At 46.8% G+C, this 20,728-nt stretch carries 23 protein-coding genes; 14 read left to right on the top strand and 9 right to left on the bottom strand.

Going from position 1 to position 20,728, the window contains the following annotated elements; all coding sequences use genetic code 11:
* Nucleotides 1-7 precede the first annotated feature (7 nt).
* The 4 genes from WBG78_RS04710 to WBG78_RS04695 form a co-directional block, all read right to left on the bottom strand.
* Nucleotides 8-562: a hypothetical protein gene (locus WBG78_RS04710; protein WP_337325224.1), complete on the bottom strand. Its 555-nt coding sequence runs from the start codon at nt 560-562 to the stop codon at nt 8-10.
* 268 nt (nt 563-830) lie between these two features.
* Nucleotides 831-1,019, bottom strand: a complete 189-nt coding sequence (locus tag WBG78_RS04705; protein ID WP_337325223.1) for a hypothetical protein — start codon at nt 1,017-1,019, stop codon at nt 831-833.
* Between the two features lie 193 nt (nt 1,020-1,212).
* Nucleotides 1,213-1,785, bottom strand: a complete 573-nt coding sequence (locus WBG78_RS04700) for a hypothetical protein (RefSeq protein ID WP_337325222.1) — start codon at nt 1,783-1,785, stop codon at nt 1,213-1,215.
* A gap of 115 nt (nt 1,786-1,900) precedes the next feature.
* Nucleotides 1,901-2,815 carry an arginase family protein gene (locus WBG78_RS04695; RefSeq protein ID WP_337325221.1) on the bottom strand — a complete coding sequence of 305 codons (915 nt, stop codon included), beginning with the start codon at nt 2,813-2,815 and terminating at the stop codon, nt 1,901-1,903.
* A 222-nt stretch (nt 2,816-3,037) separates the two neighbouring features.
* Between WBG78_RS04695 and WBG78_RS04690 the strand changes: the two genes are divergently transcribed.
* From WBG78_RS04690 to WBG78_RS04675, 4 genes are all read left to right on the top strand, one after another.
* Nucleotides 3,038-4,216, top strand: a complete 1,179-nt coding sequence (locus WBG78_RS04690) for an MFS transporter (protein WP_337325220.1) — start codon at nt 3,038-3,040, stop codon at nt 4,214-4,216.
* A gap of 76 nt (nt 4,217-4,292) precedes the next feature.
* A complete protein-coding gene (locus WBG78_RS04685) occupies nt 4,293-5,366 on the top strand; it encodes a sensor histidine kinase (protein WP_337325219.1) in 1,074 nt (357 codons plus the stop codon).
* A gap of 6 nt (nt 5,367-5,372) precedes the next feature.
* Complete coding sequence (locus tag WBG78_RS04680) at nt 5,373-6,122, top strand: LytR/AlgR family response regulator transcription factor (protein WP_337325218.1); 750 nt, start codon at nt 5,373-5,375, stop codon at nt 6,120-6,122.
* Between the two features lie 132 nt (nt 6,123-6,254).
* Nucleotides 6,255-6,737: a cupin domain-containing protein gene (locus WBG78_RS04675; protein WP_337325217.1), complete on the top strand. Its 483-nt coding sequence runs from the start codon at nt 6,255-6,257 to the stop codon at nt 6,735-6,737.
* A gap of 126 nt (nt 6,738-6,863) precedes the next feature.
* Here WBG78_RS04675 and WBG78_RS04670 read toward each other — a convergent pair whose 3' ends face one another.
* Together WBG78_RS04670 and WBG78_RS04665 are read right to left on the bottom strand one after the other, a co-directional pair.
* Nucleotides 6,864-7,403: a cupin domain-containing protein gene (locus WBG78_RS04670; RefSeq protein ID WP_337325216.1), complete on the bottom strand. Its 540-nt coding sequence runs from the start codon at nt 7,401-7,403 to the stop codon at nt 6,864-6,866.
* A gap of 18 nt (nt 7,404-7,421) precedes the next feature.
* Nucleotides 7,422-8,264, bottom strand: a complete 843-nt coding sequence (locus tag WBG78_RS04665; RefSeq protein ID WP_337325215.1) for a TapB family protein — start codon at nt 8,262-8,264, stop codon at nt 7,422-7,424.
* A gap of 204 nt (nt 8,265-8,468) precedes the next feature.
* Between WBG78_RS04665 and WBG78_RS04660 the strand changes: the two genes are divergently transcribed.
* A complete protein-coding gene (locus WBG78_RS04660; RefSeq protein ID WP_337325214.1) occupies nt 8,469-9,629 on the top strand; it encodes a glycoside hydrolase family 15 protein in 1,161 nt (386 codons plus the stop codon).
* Nucleotides 9,626-10,300, top strand: a complete 675-nt coding sequence (locus tag WBG78_RS04655; protein ID WP_337325213.1) for a glycoside hydrolase family 15 protein — start codon at nt 9,626-9,628, stop codon at nt 10,298-10,300. Before WBG78_RS04660 ends, WBG78_RS04655 begins: the two co-directional genes overlap by 4 nt.
* Before the next feature lie 16 nt (nt 10,301-10,316).
* On the opposite strand, the gene WBG78_RS04650 is transcribed toward WBG78_RS04655, so the two are convergent.
* Nucleotides 10,317-11,513, bottom strand: a complete 1,197-nt coding sequence (locus tag WBG78_RS04650; protein ID WP_337325212.1) for a hypothetical protein — start codon at nt 11,511-11,513, stop codon at nt 10,317-10,319.
* The gene (locus tag WBG78_RS04645; protein ID WP_337325211.1) at nt 11,514-12,932 is read right to left on the bottom strand and encodes a TPR end-of-group domain-containing protein; all 1,419 of its coding nucleotides are present in this window, start codon (nt 12,930-12,932) and stop codon (nt 11,514-11,516) included.
* 286 nt (nt 12,933-13,218) lie between these two features.
* Between WBG78_RS04645 and WBG78_RS04640 the strand changes: the two genes are divergently transcribed.
* From WBG78_RS04640 to WBG78_RS04605, 8 genes are all read left to right on the top strand, one after another.
* Nucleotides 13,219-15,597 carry an ABC transporter permease gene (locus tag WBG78_RS04640; RefSeq protein ID WP_337325210.1) on the top strand — a complete coding sequence of 793 codons (2,379 nt, stop codon included), beginning with the start codon at nt 13,219-13,221 and terminating at the stop codon, nt 15,595-15,597.
* Nucleotides 15,598-15,742: 145 nt separating this feature from the next.
* Nucleotides 15,743-16,321 (top strand): Crp/Fnr family transcriptional regulator, encoded by a 579-nt coding sequence (locus WBG78_RS04635; RefSeq protein WP_337325209.1) that lies wholly within the window; start codon nt 15,743-15,745, stop codon nt 16,319-16,321.
* Between the two features lie 41 nt (nt 16,322-16,362).
* A complete protein-coding gene (locus tag WBG78_RS04630) occupies nt 16,363-16,827 on the top strand; it encodes an organic hydroperoxide resistance protein (protein WP_337325208.1) in 465 nt (154 codons plus the stop codon).
* A 155-nt stretch (nt 16,828-16,982) separates the two neighbouring features.
* Nucleotides 16,983-17,522: a YceI family protein gene (locus WBG78_RS04625; protein WP_337325207.1), complete on the top strand. Its 540-nt coding sequence runs from the start codon at nt 16,983-16,985 to the stop codon at nt 17,520-17,522.
* Between the two features lie 12 nt (nt 17,523-17,534).
* Complete coding sequence (locus WBG78_RS04620) at nt 17,535-17,753, top strand: tautomerase family protein (protein ID WP_337325206.1); 219 nt, start codon at nt 17,535-17,537, stop codon at nt 17,751-17,753.
* Nucleotides 17,754-17,764: 11 nt separating this feature from the next.
* Nucleotides 17,765-18,139, top strand: a complete 375-nt coding sequence (locus WBG78_RS04615; RefSeq protein ID WP_337325205.1) for a nuclear transport factor 2 family protein — start codon at nt 17,765-17,767, stop codon at nt 18,137-18,139.
* Nucleotides 18,140-18,233: 94 nt separating this feature from the next.
* A complete protein-coding gene (locus WBG78_RS04610; RefSeq protein ID WP_337325204.1) occupies nt 18,234-19,304 on the top strand; it encodes an NAD(P)H-dependent flavin oxidoreductase in 1,071 nt (356 codons plus the stop codon).
* A 41-nt stretch (nt 19,305-19,345) separates the two neighbouring features.
* The gene (locus WBG78_RS04605) at nt 19,346-19,741 is read left to right on the top strand and encodes a response regulator (protein ID WP_337325203.1); all 396 of its coding nucleotides are present in this window, start codon (nt 19,346-19,348) and stop codon (nt 19,739-19,741) included.
* Between the two features lie 146 nt (nt 19,742-19,887).
* Here WBG78_RS04605 and WBG78_RS04600 read toward each other — a convergent pair whose 3' ends face one another.
* Nucleotides 19,888-20,427: a tetratricopeptide repeat protein gene (locus WBG78_RS04600; protein WP_337325202.1), complete on the bottom strand. Its 540-nt coding sequence runs from the start codon at nt 20,425-20,427 to the stop codon at nt 19,888-19,890.
* Nucleotides 20,428-20,728 lie beyond the last annotated feature (301 nt).

The following is a 20,728-nucleotide window of genomic DNA, read 5'->3' as shown; positions in this document are numbered from 1 at the left end:
GATCCAATTATTTCTCTACACTTACTCTTACGAACGTTCCTCCATAAAAAAATCCAGTTGGATTGCCGTTCGCATCGTACTGAACAGACATCAAATCGTATTCATTTTCGGATATCCACTTGTAGGTATATAGCCGGTACGTCCCGTCCGGTTCGTCGGCAAAAGTGATCTTTAATGATACATCGCCATTTTCATTCACTGATCCCTTGCCAACTCCTGCCCTGCTGGTCCCGAAGCTTGATAAATGATCCACTTCCTTTTTAACAGGATTATATGACCAAAAGATATGGCCGTAGGGAGGCGTTCCATCGATGACCGCCAGAAGACTGTTCGTCGTATTTAGTTCTTTACAAATGGTGTGGTGATGAGGAATCTTTATTTTTTCTGTTCCATTGCCCCAGTTTTGAGACCAGTCGTCATTCTTTAAAGTCCATTCCCCAATGAATTTCCGGAACGGATTCTCCAACGTTGCTGAGGTGGGGGTTTTCTTCTGCGAATATCCTGAGATAAATATCAAACTTAACATCAGGAAAAGGGTGTTCTTGCTGTATACGTGCTTCATAAAATTCTCCTAGCACATATTACGCGATTGTCACCCCGAACTATGTGTGCTACCGACAGACAGTGAATAGAGGCTGCTATAACACCTTTCGTGGATTTTCAAGCATATGTTTCAATCGTTTCATTGGTCCCGGCACAAACCAGGGCGCACCTTAACGCAGCACATTAATGCCTACAACCTACAAAACTTACAAATTGACAAGGTCAAGCACGCCAGCCTGTATTTCGGCAATTGAAACGCTTCCGGATCTCGATAGGCTCTGCCTGATCTATCGCCGCAATGAAGCTGTATCTGCGTGTTGTCCTATTGAGTCGGCCTTTAGACTATCGGCAACATCGTTAGGTACCACCTGATCTTCGGGCGATGTTGGGGAAGTTGCCTGTTCACTGTTCCGTGATGTGCAGGCGGCGCAAAAGCTGATCATCAATACCAGCACACCTGATGCAAGAGTTTTCATCGTTGATAAAAGTTTGGTTGAACAAATCTCTCTCAACAGATCACAAAATCGTACCAGTGTCCAGGTCTACTCCCAATTGCGCGCGATCCTAAATATTCATCGCAATAGACAATGGATCGTACGTCGGACCGTGGTAAATACTACACAGTGGAGTCCAAATCGTCACGGTGCCTGACTCATGTCAAAAAATTGGCTAGTTTGTTTGGTATCTCCTCATACACCGATACAACATCTCTCCCAGCTCTTCCTTAGACCAAACCAAATCGCTAATCAATACCTGATGCTCATACTCATTTTTTAGCTTCTCTACCAGATAAGTACCGACAAATTCTCCCTCCCCATTATACTCAGTTTTGAAATACAGAAACTCTATATCCGGCCATTTATTGAAAATGTAGTCATCAATAGTAAGACCTTCAGACGAAATCTCCAGTATCAATTTGTTCTCAAAAAATTGCCGAAAAAGAGTGATCGTTGCTATCAGGACCAGTACCAATATTATCCAGGACCACCAGGAGTTGAAGTTGAATCCATATTTAAACATGGAGTATATGAAAAAGCAACCGAACAACGCCAACCAGAGGTAGTTGGCGGCTTTCTTTCGCCACGAATTTCTCAGTAGGATTGGTTCCTCTAATTCAAATGTATCGGAATCAGGGACGGAGTTAATCAAAAACTCGAGTCGATCCAAATTACTTTTGGGATCCCGCCTTTTCTGATCAATGTTTTCAATAATTGCCTTCTTAACTGAATTTCTCTCTCGCATTGGCTGAGGTTCTTTCCAACGTACTAAGTTACTCCAAATCTATACTCACTGATTTAAAGTCGGCGTGTGTAATAGCATCTTGTCAGAATGAAGTGGTTTTGAAAACCGAAAAAAATCATGGATGCTGTTTTTGGCCACTGCTGCTGATCATCGCGGCACTCAGGCAGGCACAAATGCGTTTTGCTATACTACCGGATAAATCCAGAGTTGGATTAAAAATCGTTACGCTGATTCCGACAATCTTCCCGGTCTGCATCAGTACTTTCAATATTTGCTCTGCTTCCAAAAAGGATAGCCCGCCCGGTAGTCTGTAATCTACTGCCGGATTCTCCTCGTCGGATATAACATCAGTATCAAAATGTAACCAGCATCGAAGCGGCGACGGACTCATGATCGCCAAAATACCTGCCAGTATGTTATCAAGTTCATTTGTCCTTATACTTTCAAGGTCGAAACACTTCATGGCTGTCCGCCTGATGTCTTGAGAACCATATTTCTCTACCTCGGCGCCATCACGCTGGCCAATATGTATGACGTTCTCCAACTTCACATAAGGTTTTAACCCATTGATGTTGGTGAGCAGATCTGGACCTCGTCCGGTCGCGATGGCAAGATCCATATCAGCTACCTCACCCGTAGGAGATTCGGATGGGAGATAGTAGTCCGCATGTGCGTCTAAAAAGACTAACCCGTACTCCCCGTGACTTTTCAGGGCAAGCATGTTGCCCAACAATATGCTGCAGTCGCCGCCGAAGACAATCGGCAACTTTCCTATTTTAATCTGTTCTGAAATGGCATCCGCAAGAATAATGGAATATTCACGGAGAAAGAAGGCATTGAGACATTGTGTCTCCCCATCCCGCACTGTACTGTAGCGATCATTTGGAGTAGGTATCTCGATAATAGGTGAACGCGATTCCAATGCTTGGACGAGACCTGCATTAATCAAGCTTGCAGCCAGTAGTTCAACTCCAGTCGGCTTTAGACCAAGAATGGAAGGAGCAAGTACGATTTGAATGCTTTGATTCACGATTTTGGTTGCAATATACTTTAACGAGAAAAGTATGAAGGATGAACTAACTATTCCCCTGTTAGCCTCAACAATAGATCAATTTCGGAGTTCCCTAAACTTAACCAGTAGTAGATGTGATGAGACTGCCTTGAAAGATAAACACTTTATGAACGCTCCAATTCTAAGATTAAAGGAAAGAAATGTTTGATCTTAACTTTATTATCCTTCATTTTATCATCAATGGCAGAACAGACTACCGGTAAAAGCTCAACTTCAGGATCAGTCTTCCTGATCGTTGTTACCTATCTGGCCTTTGTGAGCCTCGGGCTACCTGATGGCCTGCTGGGTATTGCATGGCCGTTCATGAGTGCACGGAGCAATGTCCCTCTCGAGGCATTAGGAACATTACTGATCAGTTTCACCAGCGGGTACCTTGTAACGAGCAGCACCAGCGGAAAGATCATGCAGCTGATATCGCTCGGCGCGCTGCTAACGGTCAGTTGCCTGATCACTGCACTCAGCTTGCTGACTTATGCATTTACTGACTACTGGTATCTAATGATTATCGCCGCCTTTTTCCTCGGATCAGGTGGCGGCGCGATCGACTCATCAATTAATTCTTTTGCTGCTTCGAGATTCAGTGCGAGCACCGTCAACTGGCTGCATGCTTTTTACGGCGTTGGTGCAACGGCCGGGCCACTGTTAGTCACCTTCATGCTCGCCAATGACATGCAATGGTATCAGGGCTACATTGCTGTGGCAACCATTCAAATTGGTCTGGCTGTATTATTCGGTGCAACACAACGTCGGTGGGGCACGGTATCAGCGCATGAAGAAGCACATTCGAGATCTGAGTATTTCGAAACATTGAAACTCTCACGCGTATGGATATTCATGTTCATATTCTTCCTTTATACCGGAGTAGAGCAGGGTTTTGGTCAGTGGCTGTTCACGGTCTTAACACAGTCGCGCGCACTTGATGAACAGCAGGCCGGTCTATGGACAAGCCTGTACTGGGGATCTCTAACAATCGGACGAATCGTCTTCGGTATAGTATTGACAGCTATTCCCGTGAACAAAGTCCTGAACGGTGCGATTATGGGCATCCTGGCGGGCATTATACTATTCACACTTAACATTTCGACAGCAACAAGTCTTCTTGGTGTTGTGACATTGGGATTTGCAAATGCTCCCGTGTTCCCCAGTCTTATTTCCGTAACGCCTGCACAAATTGGAAAGGAACACACCGCGACCGCCATTGGAGTGCAAATTTCAATGGCGATGTTAGGGGCAGCGTTGCTTCCAGGGTTGGCGGGCATCCTTTCTGATAATTTTGGCCTGGAGGTAATCGCCAAGGTGTTCTCCATCGCGGCGTTGTCACTCGCTGGTTTGTACTTCATTTCGATCAGAAGACGGTAAATATCGCACTCGTCGACGAAACCGGTTTTCTGTCTACGGTAACTATCCGGCCTGTGACCTCGCCTATCTTTGCAGGATGGCCTCGTCCGCTATTGCCCTAATTGATCGACCACTTGTTAAACATATTCTATTTTGGGTATGTGCAGGAGCGTTGCTTACGCTAATATACGGCACGGCGTATGGCCACTACGGCTTAGGATTGCTCGTAATTCTGATGTTGCTGCCCGTGCACATGGGATATTTCTATGTGATGGTTCGGTGGATCTTACCGCGTTTCCTGCTTACCGGAAAGTATATCCCCGCCGTTGCCGCAACACTCGCCATCATGTTTCTCGTGGTCATTGCTTACCGGTTAGCAGAGATATTCATCGTCAACCCGTTCATATTCGACTTCTACCAACAGAGAAACTTTAAAATCACATGGCCGGAGATCAACCTTCCATGGTGGCAACAATTCATGCTTTCGACGGATTTCGTAAACGCCCTTGAGCGCAGCAACGTGGTGGTATGGATTGGCATAAGTCTGAAATTTGTGTCGCTGTGGTTCGAACGTCGTCAGGCCGCGCTTCGCGCCGAGCTCGATGCCTTAAAGGCGCAACTGCATCCGCATTTTCTGTTTAATTCACTGAATAATGTATACGCGTTCGCGCTCGACAATTCGCCTCGCACACCCGAAACGATCCTGAGAATTTCATCGATTCTTCGGTATGTATTATATGAAGGTTCCGCTGCCAACGTATCGTTGAAAAAGGAAATAGAAGTTCTTCAATCATACATAGAGTTGGAAAAGATCCGCTATGAAGAGCGACTCGAGCTAAACCTAAATGTTAGGGGTACCGTTAATAGTCAGGAAATCGCGCCGCTGCTGATGCTGCCTCTGATCGAAAATGCATTCAAACACGGAGCTAGCGAAACCATAGGCACTCCGTGGATCAACATCGACTTGCTCCTGAACGGAAGCGACTTTACCTTCAAAGTAAGCAATAGTAAGCCCGATACTCAGTCGAGCGCTTTAAAACCCTCAGGTACGCACATAGGGCTCGCCAACGTGCGCAAGCGGCTTCAGCTATTGTATCCGGGCCGGCACAGCTTTCGCGTGCACGATGAGGAGGATGTATTTGTGGTGGAATTAAAACTCACGCTAAGCTGAACTTGAATGAAGATCCGGACACTCATCGTGGATGACGAACCACATGCCATCGAAATCATCAGAAAATATGCAGAGCAAATATCAACCCTGGAGGTTGTAGGCACGTGCCATAATGCCATTGAGGCTTTTCACATTATTCAGCAGGAAGAAGTTGATTTACTGTTTCTGGACGTGAAAATGCCAGGACTTTCGGGTACCGACCTCGCCAGAAGTTTAAAGCACCCACCCTGGATCGTATTCACAACGGCCTTTCAGGAATATGCTGTAGAAGGGTTCGACCTGAACGCAGTTGACTACTTGATGAAACCTGTAGCATTTGATCGTTTCCTGCGCGCAGTTGATAAAGTAATCGCTCTGGAACGATCTGAACAACTGCCAACGCAGTCACTACCTGCTATTCAAACTGGTTCCGAGTCCAACAGCATGTCGATGGATCACTTTCTTTACCTTCGAATAGAGCGACGCCTGGTAAAGCTGAACACGAAGGAAATTAAGTGGATCGAAAGTGTGAGAGATTATGTGAAGGTCGTCACCGACGGTAAGATACACACCACGAAACAAAAAATCAGTGTCACGGAAGAGCTACTGCCGTCTGGCGAATTCCTCCGCGTCCACCGGTCTTACATTGTCCCCTTGAACCGGATCGAAAGTTATCATCCCAACTATGTCGTGATTGAAGGCAACAACATTCCGATTGGCAGGAACTACAAAAGCACCGTCTCAAAGTACTTGTCGCCGCCAGGGCAACCGCAGTAATTGATTTCAACGGTTGTAATGCATTGCAAAAAGCAGCGTACAGCAACGCCTCTGCCGACAAAAGCCGACGTCCGTCTCCAATCATTGTAAACAAACTCCGAACCCGGGATCATTGCAGAAAAAATAACTGTGATGAACGAACTCGAAAAAAAATCAATTGCTCAGACGGAACGGCATGCTTTTAGAAACTATCAGGGCGGCTATTTCAAAACGCTCATTTCTCCGGAACAAAGTGGTGGATCCCTGGCAATCCTTGACTTAGTGCTGCCGGCTGGCGCCGAGCCTCCTCCACACATTCACACGCAGGAAGATGAGACGTTTGTCGTGCTGGAAGGAAAGATGGAAGTGCGCATAGGTAACGCGTCGGTCAAACTGGAGGCCGGCGAATCCATTTTCGCTCCCCGAAATGTTCCCCATTCTTTCAAAATTCTGGGCGAGAAGGCAAGGCTCCTCAATTTGATCACACCGGGTACGATGTGGGCGTATTTCATGGCATTTAGTGAACCGTGTGTAGGTGAACCTAAGGTGACAAAGTCACTTCAACCACCTTCTCCCGAACAGATTCAGTCGATGATTAGCGTCCTTACAAATCTCTATCAGTTGAAATTTGTTTAAAGATCATTGCTAAGGCCAGAAAAATATAGCCGGGAACAATATGGTTCACCGGCTATTCCTCGTCTTACTTGAGAGCAATGTGCTCGCATCACTCGCGCGGGCGACTCCGCTATCTGAAAAATGTCACTATCTGCAATAAGTGTTTACAAGCTGCTCGTCAATGCGTTTAAAGCGGCCAACGATTGACAACAAAATCATCAACGGTGACATCATCGCCGCCATGCCGGTAAGACGCATGTCACTCATCCTGGCGATGACCGCCAGTTCAATAAGGCTTGAAGGAGTTCCATCCGGACGTGTCCTGCGATCACGCGCAAGTCCGTAGAGTATGCACAAAGCATTTTCAAATCCTGTCGATCCAGGACGAATAACAGTACTGAACTCAACAGGTTGATTGGAAACATTTCCGAATTTATGTGCCTGATTCCTTTTCACCGTGAACTCCTCTCCAGCGCGAAGCGTAATCGTTGCTTTCTTCAGAGTAATCGTCAGTTCACCTTCGAGGACAATAAACGTCTCCTCGAAGTCGCGGTGCCGATGCATCGGCGGACCGCCACCGGGCATAAGCCTGACATTAAGTGTCGTGATACGGCCATCCGTTTGCATTGCACGCTGTGTAAATGTTACCTCATCCTTTAGTATCGGATTGACTATCGTCTGTTTCATTGGCTTGGGTTCCGTTGCCTACTTTATGTTGTGTAACGTTGTTGTAGATGATGAGCTCGTCTTCACCAGTTTTACGCCACCTGTAGCGGTGGGCATCAGAATAGCGGACTCTTCGCTACTCTCCTGCTTCACCATCCCAATTCCGTGAGCTACCCAAAGTGTGATGTCCTCAACACCATCCATTGTATCGGTCTTGCCATCGACGGTAATCGTGATCGTCTTCGCGACTTTGTAGGTAAACTTGCTGCAGACAAAACTTCCCGATGCCAGACTAAGCGTTTCAACGGTCGCGGCACCCGCATGTGTAAGAAGCACCTGCGCCATACTGCCAGCCTTCCCATGATCAGTGTACTCTACGTGCTGTTCCTGCTGAAGAGGCCCGTCAATTTCCAATTTGCTACCTTCCTTGATAACATTGTCTATTGTCAGATACGCGGGGTATCCTAAGGTCGTCGAGCTCACAATTTCGATGTCAGGAAGAGCATCGAGCATTTGAATGCTCTGATACCATGCGTCGGGCAATTTGATCTGCGTGTAGGTCTTTCCCTTGATTGAAAAGATGGCGTCGTTGATTACAATTGCTTGGCCGAATGCGGAGATTTCAGTCAACATATTCGATACATTGATCCCCACAGAATCGGTTTCGGCAGAAATCCAACGCGTCGCCTCGGCTGACCCACCTTCGCTTTCAACTTTGTACACATACTTGTGTCCTTTGGCGGGAATAAAATCCGCTGATCCGGTTGACGGCTTTGGGTCTGGTTCGGCGTCGTCCGTTACGCATGCGTTCATTACCAGAATCGCAGAAACCAAAAGTCCACGGTGCAAGAAAGATTGCCATGTCATACTTCTTATTTTCATCACTATCGTTGTTTTATGCAACAATAGGTTATCAGAATCCGGTCGGAAAATAAGAGCGACAAACAACGTCAACGGCATACATATGTTGACCTGGATCGACGAATCAGATTCGGGGAATGGCCGATGAATAGCAGAGAGGTATAGCAATTCGTGCGAGCGGCTCATGGCACACACATTGCTGCGCTCTGCTAAAGGTCAACCTCAATGCAACCGCGCTCCAGCTACCAGCCAATTGAAAACTATGGAATCATCGGAGACCTGAACACAATTGCCCTGGTGGGCCTTAACGGCTCCATCGACTTCATGTGTTTCCCCGATTTCGACTCTCCCTCTGTATTCGCCTCGCTCATCGACGCCTCTAAGGGCGGGTTCTTCCGGATCTCACCAAAGGAAAACGGTTTAAAGAACAAACAACTCTATCTACCCGACACCAATGTGTTGCTTACGCGCTTCCTTGGCAAAGGTGGCATCGCTGAAATCACCGACTTCATGCCGGTCGAATCAATGAACGTGGGTAAGGAATTGGTCAGAACGGTGTCATGTGTCCGTGGCAACATCGACATCAATGCGGAATGTTGTCCACGCTTCGACTATGGTCGCGCCGCCCACACCGCCGATCAAATAAGCGACTATCAAGTTACTTTTCACAGTAAAGAAGGAAACATCAAACTACGGCTGACGTCCACTGTGAAAGTCTCATTAAGTGATCAAGATGCAACAGCTAGCTTCAAATTAAAGACCGGCGAGAAGGCAACGTTCATGCTGGAGTATGTTGAAGACGACGAGAAGAAAGAGTTCGATTTGAACCAATTTGCTCATGACAGCCTATACGCAACAATCAACTTCTGGAAAGACTGGATCAACGGAAACACATACCGCGGCCGATGGATGGAAACGGTAAACCGATCTGCCCTGGTGCTTAAACTGATGATCTCGCAGAAGTACGGGTCCATGGTAGCCTCGCCAACGTTCGGACTACCCGAAGAAGTCGGCGGCGTCAGGAATTGGGATTATCGGTACACCTGGATCCGAGATGCATCGTTCACTGTGTATACACTTTTGAAACTTGGCTACAAGAAGGAAGCACGCGAATTCATCGCCTGGGTTGAAAAGCGTTGTAATGATATCGGCGAGGCCGGCAACTTACGCTTGATGTATTCACTCGATGGCCAGAAGGACCTTTTTGAAACTGAACTCAAAAATCTCGAAGGCTACAAACAATCTGCACCCGTTAGAATTGGCAATGGAGCATACAATCAGGTGCAACTCGACATTTATGGTGAATTGCTGGATGCTGTCTATCTCTTCGACAAACACGCTGAACCTATATCATACGACTTCTGGCTTAACATTAACGTCAGGTGAATTGGGTGTGTAAGAACTGGCAGGCGAAAGACGAGGGCATATGGGAGGTACGCGGCGGAAAGAAAGAATTTCTCTATTCTCGTCTCATGTGCTGGGTAGCCCTGGACCGTGCGATCCGAATCGCAGACAGTCACTCCTATCCGATACCAAATGAATGGAGAGAAGAACGAGACAAACTCTTCAATTCGATTCATGCAGACTTCTGGAATGAAAAGCTTCAAACATTCGTTCAGTACAAAGGGGCCGACACCGTCGATGCCGCTACACTGCTAATGCCATTGATAAGGTTCATCAGCCCAAAAGATCCGCGATGGCTTTCCACCTTAAATAGAATCGAAAGCGAACTCGTATCAGATTCACTTGTTTATCGCTATAGAAACAACGACAAGCTCGATGGTTTATCCGGTGCTGAAGGGACATTTTCAATGTGTACATTCTGGTACGTCGAGTGTATATGCAAGGCAGGTCACTTGACTAAGTCCAGGCTGTACTTTGAAAAGATGTTGGGATACGCAAATCACCTCGGACTTTATTCTGAAATGCTGGGACTGCAGGGTGAGCACCTGGGCAACTTTCCCCAGGCTTTCACACATCTGGGATTGATCAGTGCTGCGCTTGCGTTGAACTGGCAGTTCAGTGATGAAAGGAACAAGGATATAGTGGAAGACTAGTCAGTCAAACTCTGCGCTATCGTGCCGCAGGCTCAACGAAGACTTCCAACAAAACTGCTTCTCTCCTATTGAGTCGATTGGTCTGTTCGAGATCAATATCGAAAGAATTGTTGAAGTTATTTCCGGCAACATCCTCCAACAGCGGATCCACCCTAACAAAATACTTACCGGACTCCCATGGTAGATATGGTGTAAACTTCAAAATCTTGTCACGCTCCAAGGTAAGCTCTCCGTTGATAGCATTCCCTAAAACATCGCTAACAGTTAAATACTTCAATGCCAGCATTTGATCCAGGACTTGGTCAAAACGAATCACCAATGGTCCGCGCGTATCCGCCGCAGGGGCGAATAGTTTTATGTTATCAACGGACAGTCTGCTACGCTCCGATTCCGCTACGCGAAACTGCTTCACTACATTTCTTTGAAGGTGATTTCCGTTTACATCCGTCCACGATGAATCGATCATCAACGAATACTGCTCACCCTCTCTAAGCGGCGAGCCCATTTCCAGGTTCGCCTTTAGTCCGCGCTTGATCCTTCCCGGGTCGAACAGAAGCGTGAAACGCTTTCGACTTGAATCCCACAACTCCTGATCAATAATTAAGAATGTCTTTTCAATCTGTTCGCCTCTTGAATTGACCAGCCTGATGTGCTTATAAACTTCGCCCGGCATCATCGGCCCTGAGAAGCAGATGTACATCCTCAACATATTTTCCGGCAACACGTCTGATTCCGGATACACAAACTCGACAAAAGTGCGAGAAACATTCTTACGAGGAACATGAAACTCAAAGTGCATTCTATCTGCCGGTGGGAGCACTCTGCTATCACCCGTATTCCTTAAAAAGCCACTTGAAGAAAATATGACGTGGTAGTTTGTTGCGTCCGAAAATGAATAAAGTGGAGTGAAGGACACGCCGTCGGAGGTCAGTGCGTAGGTACCAGCAACTGGTTGATTCAAGTTCCGGACATAGGCTTCTTCGGTATAGACAGAAAATATGTCTTCCCATTTCTCGGAGGATATGTCGGATTTGACGGAACCGTCTACTCCCGGTCTAAGCGAAAAATTGGAAACGTTATTTGTACCAGTCGAACCACCGAGACCAATGACATAAACAACACCATCAACAACGTTCATGCGCGGCGATAGCTGTCCTTCGGCGTCAAACACCGAGCAGGCCAGCATCACCATCGCTATGACTGAATACTTCATTTACTTCAACCGGGTTGAAAGCTCCTTCCAGCGCTTGTCACCTTTCAGAGAGACAAGGTCTGGATCGTTTTCATATTGTCCGCGCTCATTGTATCCAAGAACCAGTGCTTTGTCCAGATACTTGAATGCATTGTTAGTATCGTTACCCAATGCATAGGAACATGCAAGATTGTACCACATCACCGAAGTACTTCTTCGATCGCCGGTTGGTTCATACTTTACGATCTCATCTTCGGCCTGTTTCAACTTGCCTGCAAGGCGAAGTTCTTCAACCAGTCCGCGCACTCTGAATGTCGATGGCTTGAGTTTTCCCTTTGACCTCAGGTTCAAAGTACCGTCATCAACATTGCGCTGAACAACGAGATAACTTTGATCATTAAAGTCATCCAGTTGAAGAATACCAACCTCTGCTATGGAAAGATATTTTACGCCCACAGAAGCATACGGAGGCACTCGAGTGTCACCCTTTACGACTCCAGTTTGTTTATCGAGATCTTCCGATGATATCTGCATGAGTGTTCTGTCGCTGTTTGCAATAAGCATGTAATCAACATTGCCATCCTTGAATGAAATCATGTCGAGGGGGCGATTTCCACCGCCAAGTTCAGCAACGGTTACACCTCTTAGTTGGTCTTTGGATTGAACGTCGCTCAATTGAAATTTTGCCAGAGGCGCACATCCATATCCCGCCAGGATGTGCATCTTACCATTCACTGGAAATGGAAGAAAGGTTTCTATCGGCGCATTGGTCTCAAAACGATCGTGTGAGGGATGAAAGATCTCCAACTGAATTGCCTGCGTTTTATTAGTGAAGGGATATTGAAAACGCCGTAGTTTTGAATTGAATTCATCTCCCGAGAGACCGGCAACGTAAAGCTCACCGTCGATAAACGCCATGTCTGTAATTGCCGAGGATAGTGGAAAGTACTGATGTGGAGACTTGGCCGGTATATCAGCAAGTGATGTTTCATAGTAGCTCACGTTATTCAGGTTGAAAGCAGAAATGTTGCCCTTGCTGTCAACCCTCGCGATTGCCGGCTGCAGCGAAGCCCCACGGCGCGTAACAGCGAGGTACACGTCGTGTGAAGTCGGATTCACGGCCATATCCTCGATCTTTATATCCTTCGTGCTGACTCCAAGCAGAGCAGCAATCTTCTCATCGATATTTGTTACTTCCAGTTGTTCCACCGGCCCAGCCGTTGTGCGCTTCTCGTCTAGCGCATAGATCTTCATTCCTAATGGGTCCGCAAGGAAAAGGACGCCTTCTTTGCTGAATGCGATCGACGTCAATGACTTCAATTGAATCTCGCCCTTAAGCATCACAGGCGAAGGTTCAACAGGTTTTGCATGGGCATTCTGAAGCGTTGCTACAACAGCAACTACAAGCCAGAGTTTAAGTTTAGCAATAATTGATTTCATGATCTTTTCGGTTGGAGTCTTGAGATGGACTCAATGAATTTCGGGAAATTACCACTGAGTTCGAAGTCGCGGATATCAAATCACGACCTATGGGGGAGTGAAGATAGCGCCCGCCTGCGAACGATAATGCCCGCATTCGAAGCCATTTTGAAATTGATACCTGATTTCCATCGAAATTGGGCCACTTTCCCTGGCACGTGAATAGCAAGACCCCCAGACATGAAAAGTCGATTACAAGATCGGCCAAGCAGCAGGCTACTCATTCCTAACTCCTAACTTCGGTCCTATGTTCCGAAACTTTTTAATCACCTCACTTCGTCACCTCTCGAAGAACAAAGTATTCTCAGCAATAAACATTCTCGGCCTCACCGTTGGGCTTACTTGCTTCACCATTATCGCGCTCTATGTTGAGAATGAATGCAGCTATGATCGTTTTCACGATCGCGAGGAAGACATCTATCGCGTCGTAACTAACTTCATCAATTCCGATGGCACTATCATTCCTGATGCCACTACACCTTCTGCCCTTTCCACAGCACTTCGAAACGAAGTCACAGATGTTGAAAGCGCTACACGACTTTCTCCTGCAGCGGGCCGTCTCTACTTATTTGAGTACCAGGACAAGCGATTTTATGAAACGGAGGTAATCCGTATAGATACGTCCTTCTTTAAAGTGTTCAGTTTCCCGTTTGTAAAGGGTGATGCAAAAACTGCAACCGCGGACAATCGTTCAATTGTCGTCACAGAAAGCACGGCCAGGAAATATTTCGGTGATGAGAACCCCATTGGAAAAGTCGTAAGAGTTAATCTCAACGGAGGTACCGACTACAAGATCGCTGCTGTGCTGGCTGACATACCAGAGCAATCACACTTTCGTTTCAACTTTCTCTTACCGTTTGAAAGCAGGCGAAATCCCGATACCGACTGGGATAGAAGTGTCTTCTATACCTACGTTAAATTGCATCCTGGAACCAATATTGATGAGCTCAGCCAATCCGTAGCCACTCTATTCAAAAAGAATAAACCGCAAAGCATCGACGATCACATTATCCAGCGCCTCGACGAAATACACCTTCACTCCGATCTGAAATGGGAGCTCGGCGTTAATGGCGATATCGTTCGCGTGCAGGTACTCGTCGTTATTGCAATCTTCATTGTCGTGCTCGGAGGAATCAACTACATCAACCTTAGCACAGCCCAGGCGTTGCGCCGTTCCCGTGAGGTGGGCGTCCGTAAAGTCGCTGGCGCATTCCGCAGCTGGCTCATATTTCAGTTTCTCACGGAATCTGTCATCGTTGTCAGCATCTCATTGCTATTGTCCGTAATCGTTACTCAACTTTCATTGCCGCTGGCGCATTCTGTGTTTGGCAATGATCTGATCGCAGCATTTAATGAAAGTCGGTATGTGTGGTTTATCGTGCCAGCAGTCGCATTCGTTATTGCAATCGGGGCAGGCATGTATCCGGCATTCTACATGTCCTCTTTCAAGCCTGTGAAAGCATTGAAGGGTAACGTGCTTCAGGTACCAGAGGGCGTCGGACTGCGGCGCGCGCTGGTAGTGTGTCAGTTCGCGATTTCAACTATTCTCGTTATCGGATCCATTACTATCGCCAATCAGCTCGACTACATGCAGCGTAAGCAAATGGGGTTCAATGCTGATGACGTACTCATCCTTCCCAATGTTCGCGGCGGCATAGGCGCCACGCCAGTGGACAACGACGCGATGCTTCGTGAAATGGGCTCACTTGCGGGGGTTGAAAATGTGTCGCGTGCCGATGGTATTCTCGGATTCAACAACTCTGTGACTGGAGTAAGCACGAAGGGAACAAATCATACTGCCCTCAACTTCATTCGCATCGACTACGAATTCATCCCTACGCTTCAGCTGGACATCATTGCGGGTCGGAACTTCTCGAACCGATTTCCTTCTGATTCAGCAGGCATCATCCTGAACGAAACAGCAGCCACTCAGTTAGGACTTGACCACGAAGCAATAGGTGAGCAAATCGAATGGGACGATGCCTCGGGCACTCATCCGGTAACAATTCTGGGCATTGTGAAGGACTTCCATTTCCGCTCTCTTCGGGAAACCATTAAACCATTCGGCTTCATTCTGGAAGTAGGAAATGGGAGCAACTTCTTCGTGCGCGTGAATTCAAAACGTCAGCAACAAACTATCGCCGAAGTCAGTGGTCTCTGGAAGCGTCATGCACCAGAACATCCCTTTGACTACATATTTCAAAATGCACCATTGGCACAGTTTCACATCGCAGAGACCCGTTTTCAAAAACTCGTAACAGGCTTCACAGCCATCGCGATTATCATTGCCTGCCTCGGTCTTTTCGGCCTCGTGACCTATCTCACCGATCTGAAGACGAAGGAGATTGGCATTCGAAAATTATTGGGTGCCTCGTTGCCGCACCTGGTCCAACTCATGTCAAGAGATTTCTTCCTGCTAATTATCATCGCGCTAACATTATCCATTCCTATCTCCTGGTACATTATGAACCGATGGCTGGAGTCGTTTGCCTATCATTCAGACTTCCAGCTTACCACAGTACTAGCCGCGATTATGTCAATCCTCCTGGTGACGCTATTCACCATGGGATACAAAATTGTTCATACAGCACTTAGAAACCCTGCTGACAGTTTAAAGAATGAATAGTCGAAAACTGTAAAGAGCAGCTGTTGATAGCGCACATACGTCATCTAAACATACTCCACTCACGACTTTAGCAATTCACTGTGTCGCCCTTACCAGATAACCAAGAGACTTTTTACATATCTTTAGCAAAAGCCTGGAGTTTCCAATGATTGCTAAAGACATCCTGAAAGCTCACCTTTCTCAAATCATTACACTCACAGAAGCCGAGTTCGACTACTGCTTTTCTCATTTTAAACTCCTGTCGTTTCAAAAGGGGCAAACTCTTATTACCGCAGGCGATCACGTAGAGTCCGAATACTTCGTCGTCTCAGGTTGCCTGAAGTCTTTCTATATCAATGAAGACATGAAAATGTTCATCCTCCAGTTCGCCATGAAGAACTGGTGGACTGCTGACTATGCCGCACTATACAATGAAACACCAGCTACTATAAGCGTTGACTGTGTACTCGACGCCGAAGTGCTTTCGATAACAAACCGCGAACGTGAAAAGCTCTGCAAAGAAATTCATGCAATCGAGCACTTCTTTCGGTGGAGAACAAACAAGGGATACGTCGCTACTCAAAAGCGATTGCTTTCCATGATGAACAATAATGTCAGGGCCAGATACGAAGAGCTTATCAAACAGTACCCTGACCTTCATCAGCTTCTCCCCAAGACCCTGATTGCTGCTTATCTGGGCGTGTCACGGGAAACGTTGAGTCGTCTTTATAACGACGAAAAGTGATCTGCATCACAATTATTTGTGTACAATCAAAAGACAAAAACATGGAAACAACCAAAGTTGAAATGAAAGAGGGCAAACGGATTCTGTATACCGGCAAGACAACAACGGTGGGTGGTCGCGACGGTGGGTCGTCCGTTAGTTCGGATGGTCGCCTGAACATCAGGCTTGCGACACCCGGCACCGCTCAGGAAGGCACCGCTCAGGAAGGCACCAATCCGGAACAATTGTTTGCAGCCGGTTGGTCAGCGTGTTTCATTGGCGCATTAAAGCTGACCGCCGCAAAGATGAAAGTTCGATTTCCCGAAAACGGTGCTGTAGATGCTGAAGTAGACCTGGTGCTTACTGGCGATCAATACTCGCTGCGGGCACGACTGCATGTAACACTTCCTGGCGTTGATGGAGACATAGCAAAAGCACTTGTCGAGACCGCACATGCAACGTGTCCTTATTCAAAGGCCACACGCGGCAATATCGACGTAGCGATATCAATACACACGGACCTGTAAATTTGACCTCATCAACGTAACCGCTGAAGGCGCCGGTCAATCGGCGCCTTTTTTTATGTGATCTACATCACTATCGATTTGAATGTGATGTAGATCACTCGACCAACTTCGTGTTCCGGCGTTCATTTGTGTATAACATTTAAACAAAAGTAAAAATGGAAAACACAATTTTCAGAATCGCACCCGCTCAGAGCAGGATCGAATGGGTAGGAAAAAAAGTTACCGGTACGCATGATGGAACGATCCAATTGAAAGGTGGAGAAATCGTAATATCTCCAGATGGCAAACTTGTTGGCGGCCGGGTAATTGTTGACACCACAAGTATCAAAGTGCTGGACATTACCGACCCCACAACCAACACACAAATGACAGGTCACCTTGCCTCCGACGACTTCTTTTCGAGTGAACAATTTCCGGAAGCATACTTAACAATCACCTCAGTAGAAAACCATCATGTAAATGCCGACCTCACCATCAAAGGCATTACGCATCCTATCGCCTTCGACGTGTCCCTCAACACCGGTTCATCATCGCTGACGGTTTCTGCCAGGCTGCTCGTGGATCGAACGAAGTACGACATGAAGTTCCGTTCGGGAAACTTCTTTCAAAACCTGGGCGACACGCTCATTTACAACGACTTTGAATTGAATGTCAGTCTCACGGCAAAAGCAATATCAGAAACTGTGCTATCATAAAACAACAAAAGCATGCCATATATCAAGATTGAAGTTACCCGCGAAGAGGTGACCAAGGAAAAGAAGAGAGCGCTCATCAAAGGCGTCACCACACTGGTCACAGAGGTTTTGAACAAAGATCCACACCTTACTCACGTCGTGATCCAGGAAGTTGAATTGGACGACTGGGGCTATGCAGGAGAACAGGTCTCGGACCTCCGCTCAAAAGGAATTACCGCAGACAAGAATTAACTCCTAAGGCCATGAACACTGACAAGCAAGATTCTAACGCAATTTCAAAAGCTCTTGAAGAATTCTACTTCAAGGGCATCTACGAGGGAAATGTAGAAGCACTGCAAGAGGTCTTTCATCCAGGCACTTTACTATTCGGAGATGTAAAAGGTCAGCCGTATGCAAAGACGTTGGATGTCTACCTTGACGGCGTGAAAAACCGCCAGAGTCCTAAGGAATCCGGTACGCCATTCAATGGTACGATCAACTCCGTCGAGGTGATCAACTCCATTGCAATAGCAAGGGTACATGTAAAAATGTACGCCTTCAACTACGACGAGTTCCTGTCTCTCCATAAGATCGACAACCGATGGCTGATTGTGAACAAGATGATTACAGACAAGTAAGAATAATTACTCCCTACTGCCAACTTAAAGCACCAATTAAGGATACGCTTTCAGGAAGGACATAGTATAATTTTAATTCAATAACTTTAATAATATGTGGAACAAAACATCAGCCGCGAAAAAACTCGGCATTGAATATCCAATACTCCAGGGCCCCTTTGGCGGAAACCTTTCGTCCGTTAAGTTGGTCTCTACAGTATCTAATCTGGGAGGACTAGGAGGTTACGGAGCATATACATCAACACCTCATGAGATAAGTGAACTGTTCCGGCAAATCAAAGCATCGACGACCAAACCCTATAACATCAACCTCTGGGTTTCGGATAGTGATGCCGTTGATGGCACTATCACGGATGAGCACTTTAACAGAGTTAAGCAACTCTTTCGTCCCTATTTCGAGGAGATTGATGCTGAACTTCCGGTGAAGCCAGTGCCGTTTAAGGCGCGCTTCGAAAATCAGCTGGAGGTGATCCTTCACGAAAAGCCGCCGGTATTCAGTTTTGTATTTGGAATCCCTTCACAAGATGTCCTGGAACAATGCAGAAGGCTTGGAATCATCACCGCGGGTGCAGCGACTACACTGGACGAGGCAATCGCACTCGACGCAGCTGGTGTCGACATGATCATCGCCTCAGGTTTTGAAGCCGGCGGACATCGGCCATCATTCCTTGCCTCCGCGGAATCATCGGTCACAGGAACATTCGTACTCATACAACTCATCAAAGAAAAAGTAAAAGCTCCTGTGATTGCAGCTGGTGGCATAGCCAACGGAAAGGGAATCGCTGCTGCGTTCAAGCTCGGAGCTGATGCAGTACAAATAGGCACCGCGTTCTTAGCAACAGATGAATCCAACGCACCGGCTATTCACCGCGAGATGTTGTTCTCTGATGCGGCCAAAACCACAACCCTCTCCCGCGCCTTCACCGGACGACTCGGAAGGGGCATAGCCAACCGTGTTACTAACGAAATGCTTCATCAGGAAATAAACTTCCTGCCATTCCCCTTACAATCGCATTTCACGTCCCATCTGAGAAAAGCTGCCATAGAAAAGCAACGATGGGACCTTATCTATTTGTGGAGTGGGCAGATCGCGCCAATACTTAAACACCGAAGCGCATCGAACCTGATGAAGTCACTCATCGGGGAAACAAATCAATACTTCTAACTGGCGTACAAAATCCGGCGATTGCTATCTTGCATTCGCCCATGATAAATGCTAATACCATAATTGTAATCGACGATGACCTGGACGACCTCGACATTATGTCCGACGTCATTGCAACGGTTGATCCATCCGTCAATTGCCTTACTTTTAAAGATCCGGTGGAGGCGGTGAACGAACTACTATCGATCTCAGGTTCTCCACCCAGGTATATCTTTATCGATCATAATATGCCCATCATGCGCGGCGATGAAGTACTAAAAAAACTAAGAGCTGATGACCGCTTCCAGGAAAGCATCATCGTTTTGATTTCTACTTCCATGCCCATGACAACTTCATCATTGCTCTATGAAGGTGGTGCCAACTATGCCGTTGAAAAGCCGAACAGGCTGGCAAACTACTATACTTTGTTAAAGAGTATTTTTAGAAATCACCGTTAACAGTTAAACACATCGGACGACGCTCGCTTCCGTTCGGAAATCGCTATACGAACACAAGTCAAGATCTTGTAACGGAGGAAGACGAGTTACAAGTGTTTTGGGATAACAAACAATCAGACGACGCTAGAACAGCCCGGTGGTAGACTCTAACCCTTTTCCTTACTCAACAGCCACTCTCTGACTTTTTCCTTATCCACAAGGCTTTTCACGCCATCGGACATAGCCTTCAGGTAGCTGTTCCTATATCGCTTCGACAGTTCCTTATAACCCAATTCATCGTATGTCACTGCCAGCATGAGTTTCGAATCAGCCACCAGCGTCCGGCCAAGCGACTCCCACATGCAAGGGCAGGACTTTCCAAACTTCTCATCTGCAGGATCCTGGCAAGCCACCGATTCCCATATTCCAACTGCACTCTGCCGATCACCATGATCCCTCAAAAGATTTCCCATTAGCCACAATCCCATCGGACAATCATTATGAATCTCCAATGCTGCACCAAGATGCTGAACAGCCTTTTCAAAATCCTGCGTGTAATAGTAGCCCATGCCTGTCATACTTTGAAACCAATGATTGCCGGGCTCTATGACGGCAAACGGGCCAACAACGTCTATTATACCCTTCCAGTCTCTGGCACTGGCGAGGTGATGTACTTCTTCGACCAGTTGTTCGGATTGATGCGACATATTTGAACAGGTTGAGAGGATTAAGATATGTATTTAACGTACAAAAACTATCTGAGCCACAAGCGAGCCCTGGATACCTGTTAACGTAAATTGCCCGTTACTGTTTTGGTTCCTGCCTGCAGATCTTCAATTAAACTACCAAAGAATTTGCAACCATACAATGAGCCCTCTATTATTCCCTTGAGCTCCATTATTCCCTTGAGCTCCATGTGCCTTCAACACAGTCATAAGCAATCATCACCTACAAGCCACATCGACATTTGTGTGCGTTGTGTTTGCCCAAAAATCACTGCCCAAATTC

The organism is Chryseolinea sp. T2, assembly GCF_037203685.1.
Classification (GTDB): domain Bacteria; phylum Bacteroidota; class Bacteroidia; order Cytophagales; family Cyclobacteriaceae; genus Chryseolinea.
The sequence above is the reverse complement of the archived record's forward strand: the minus strand, read 5'-3'. Positions and strand labels throughout refer to the sequence as shown.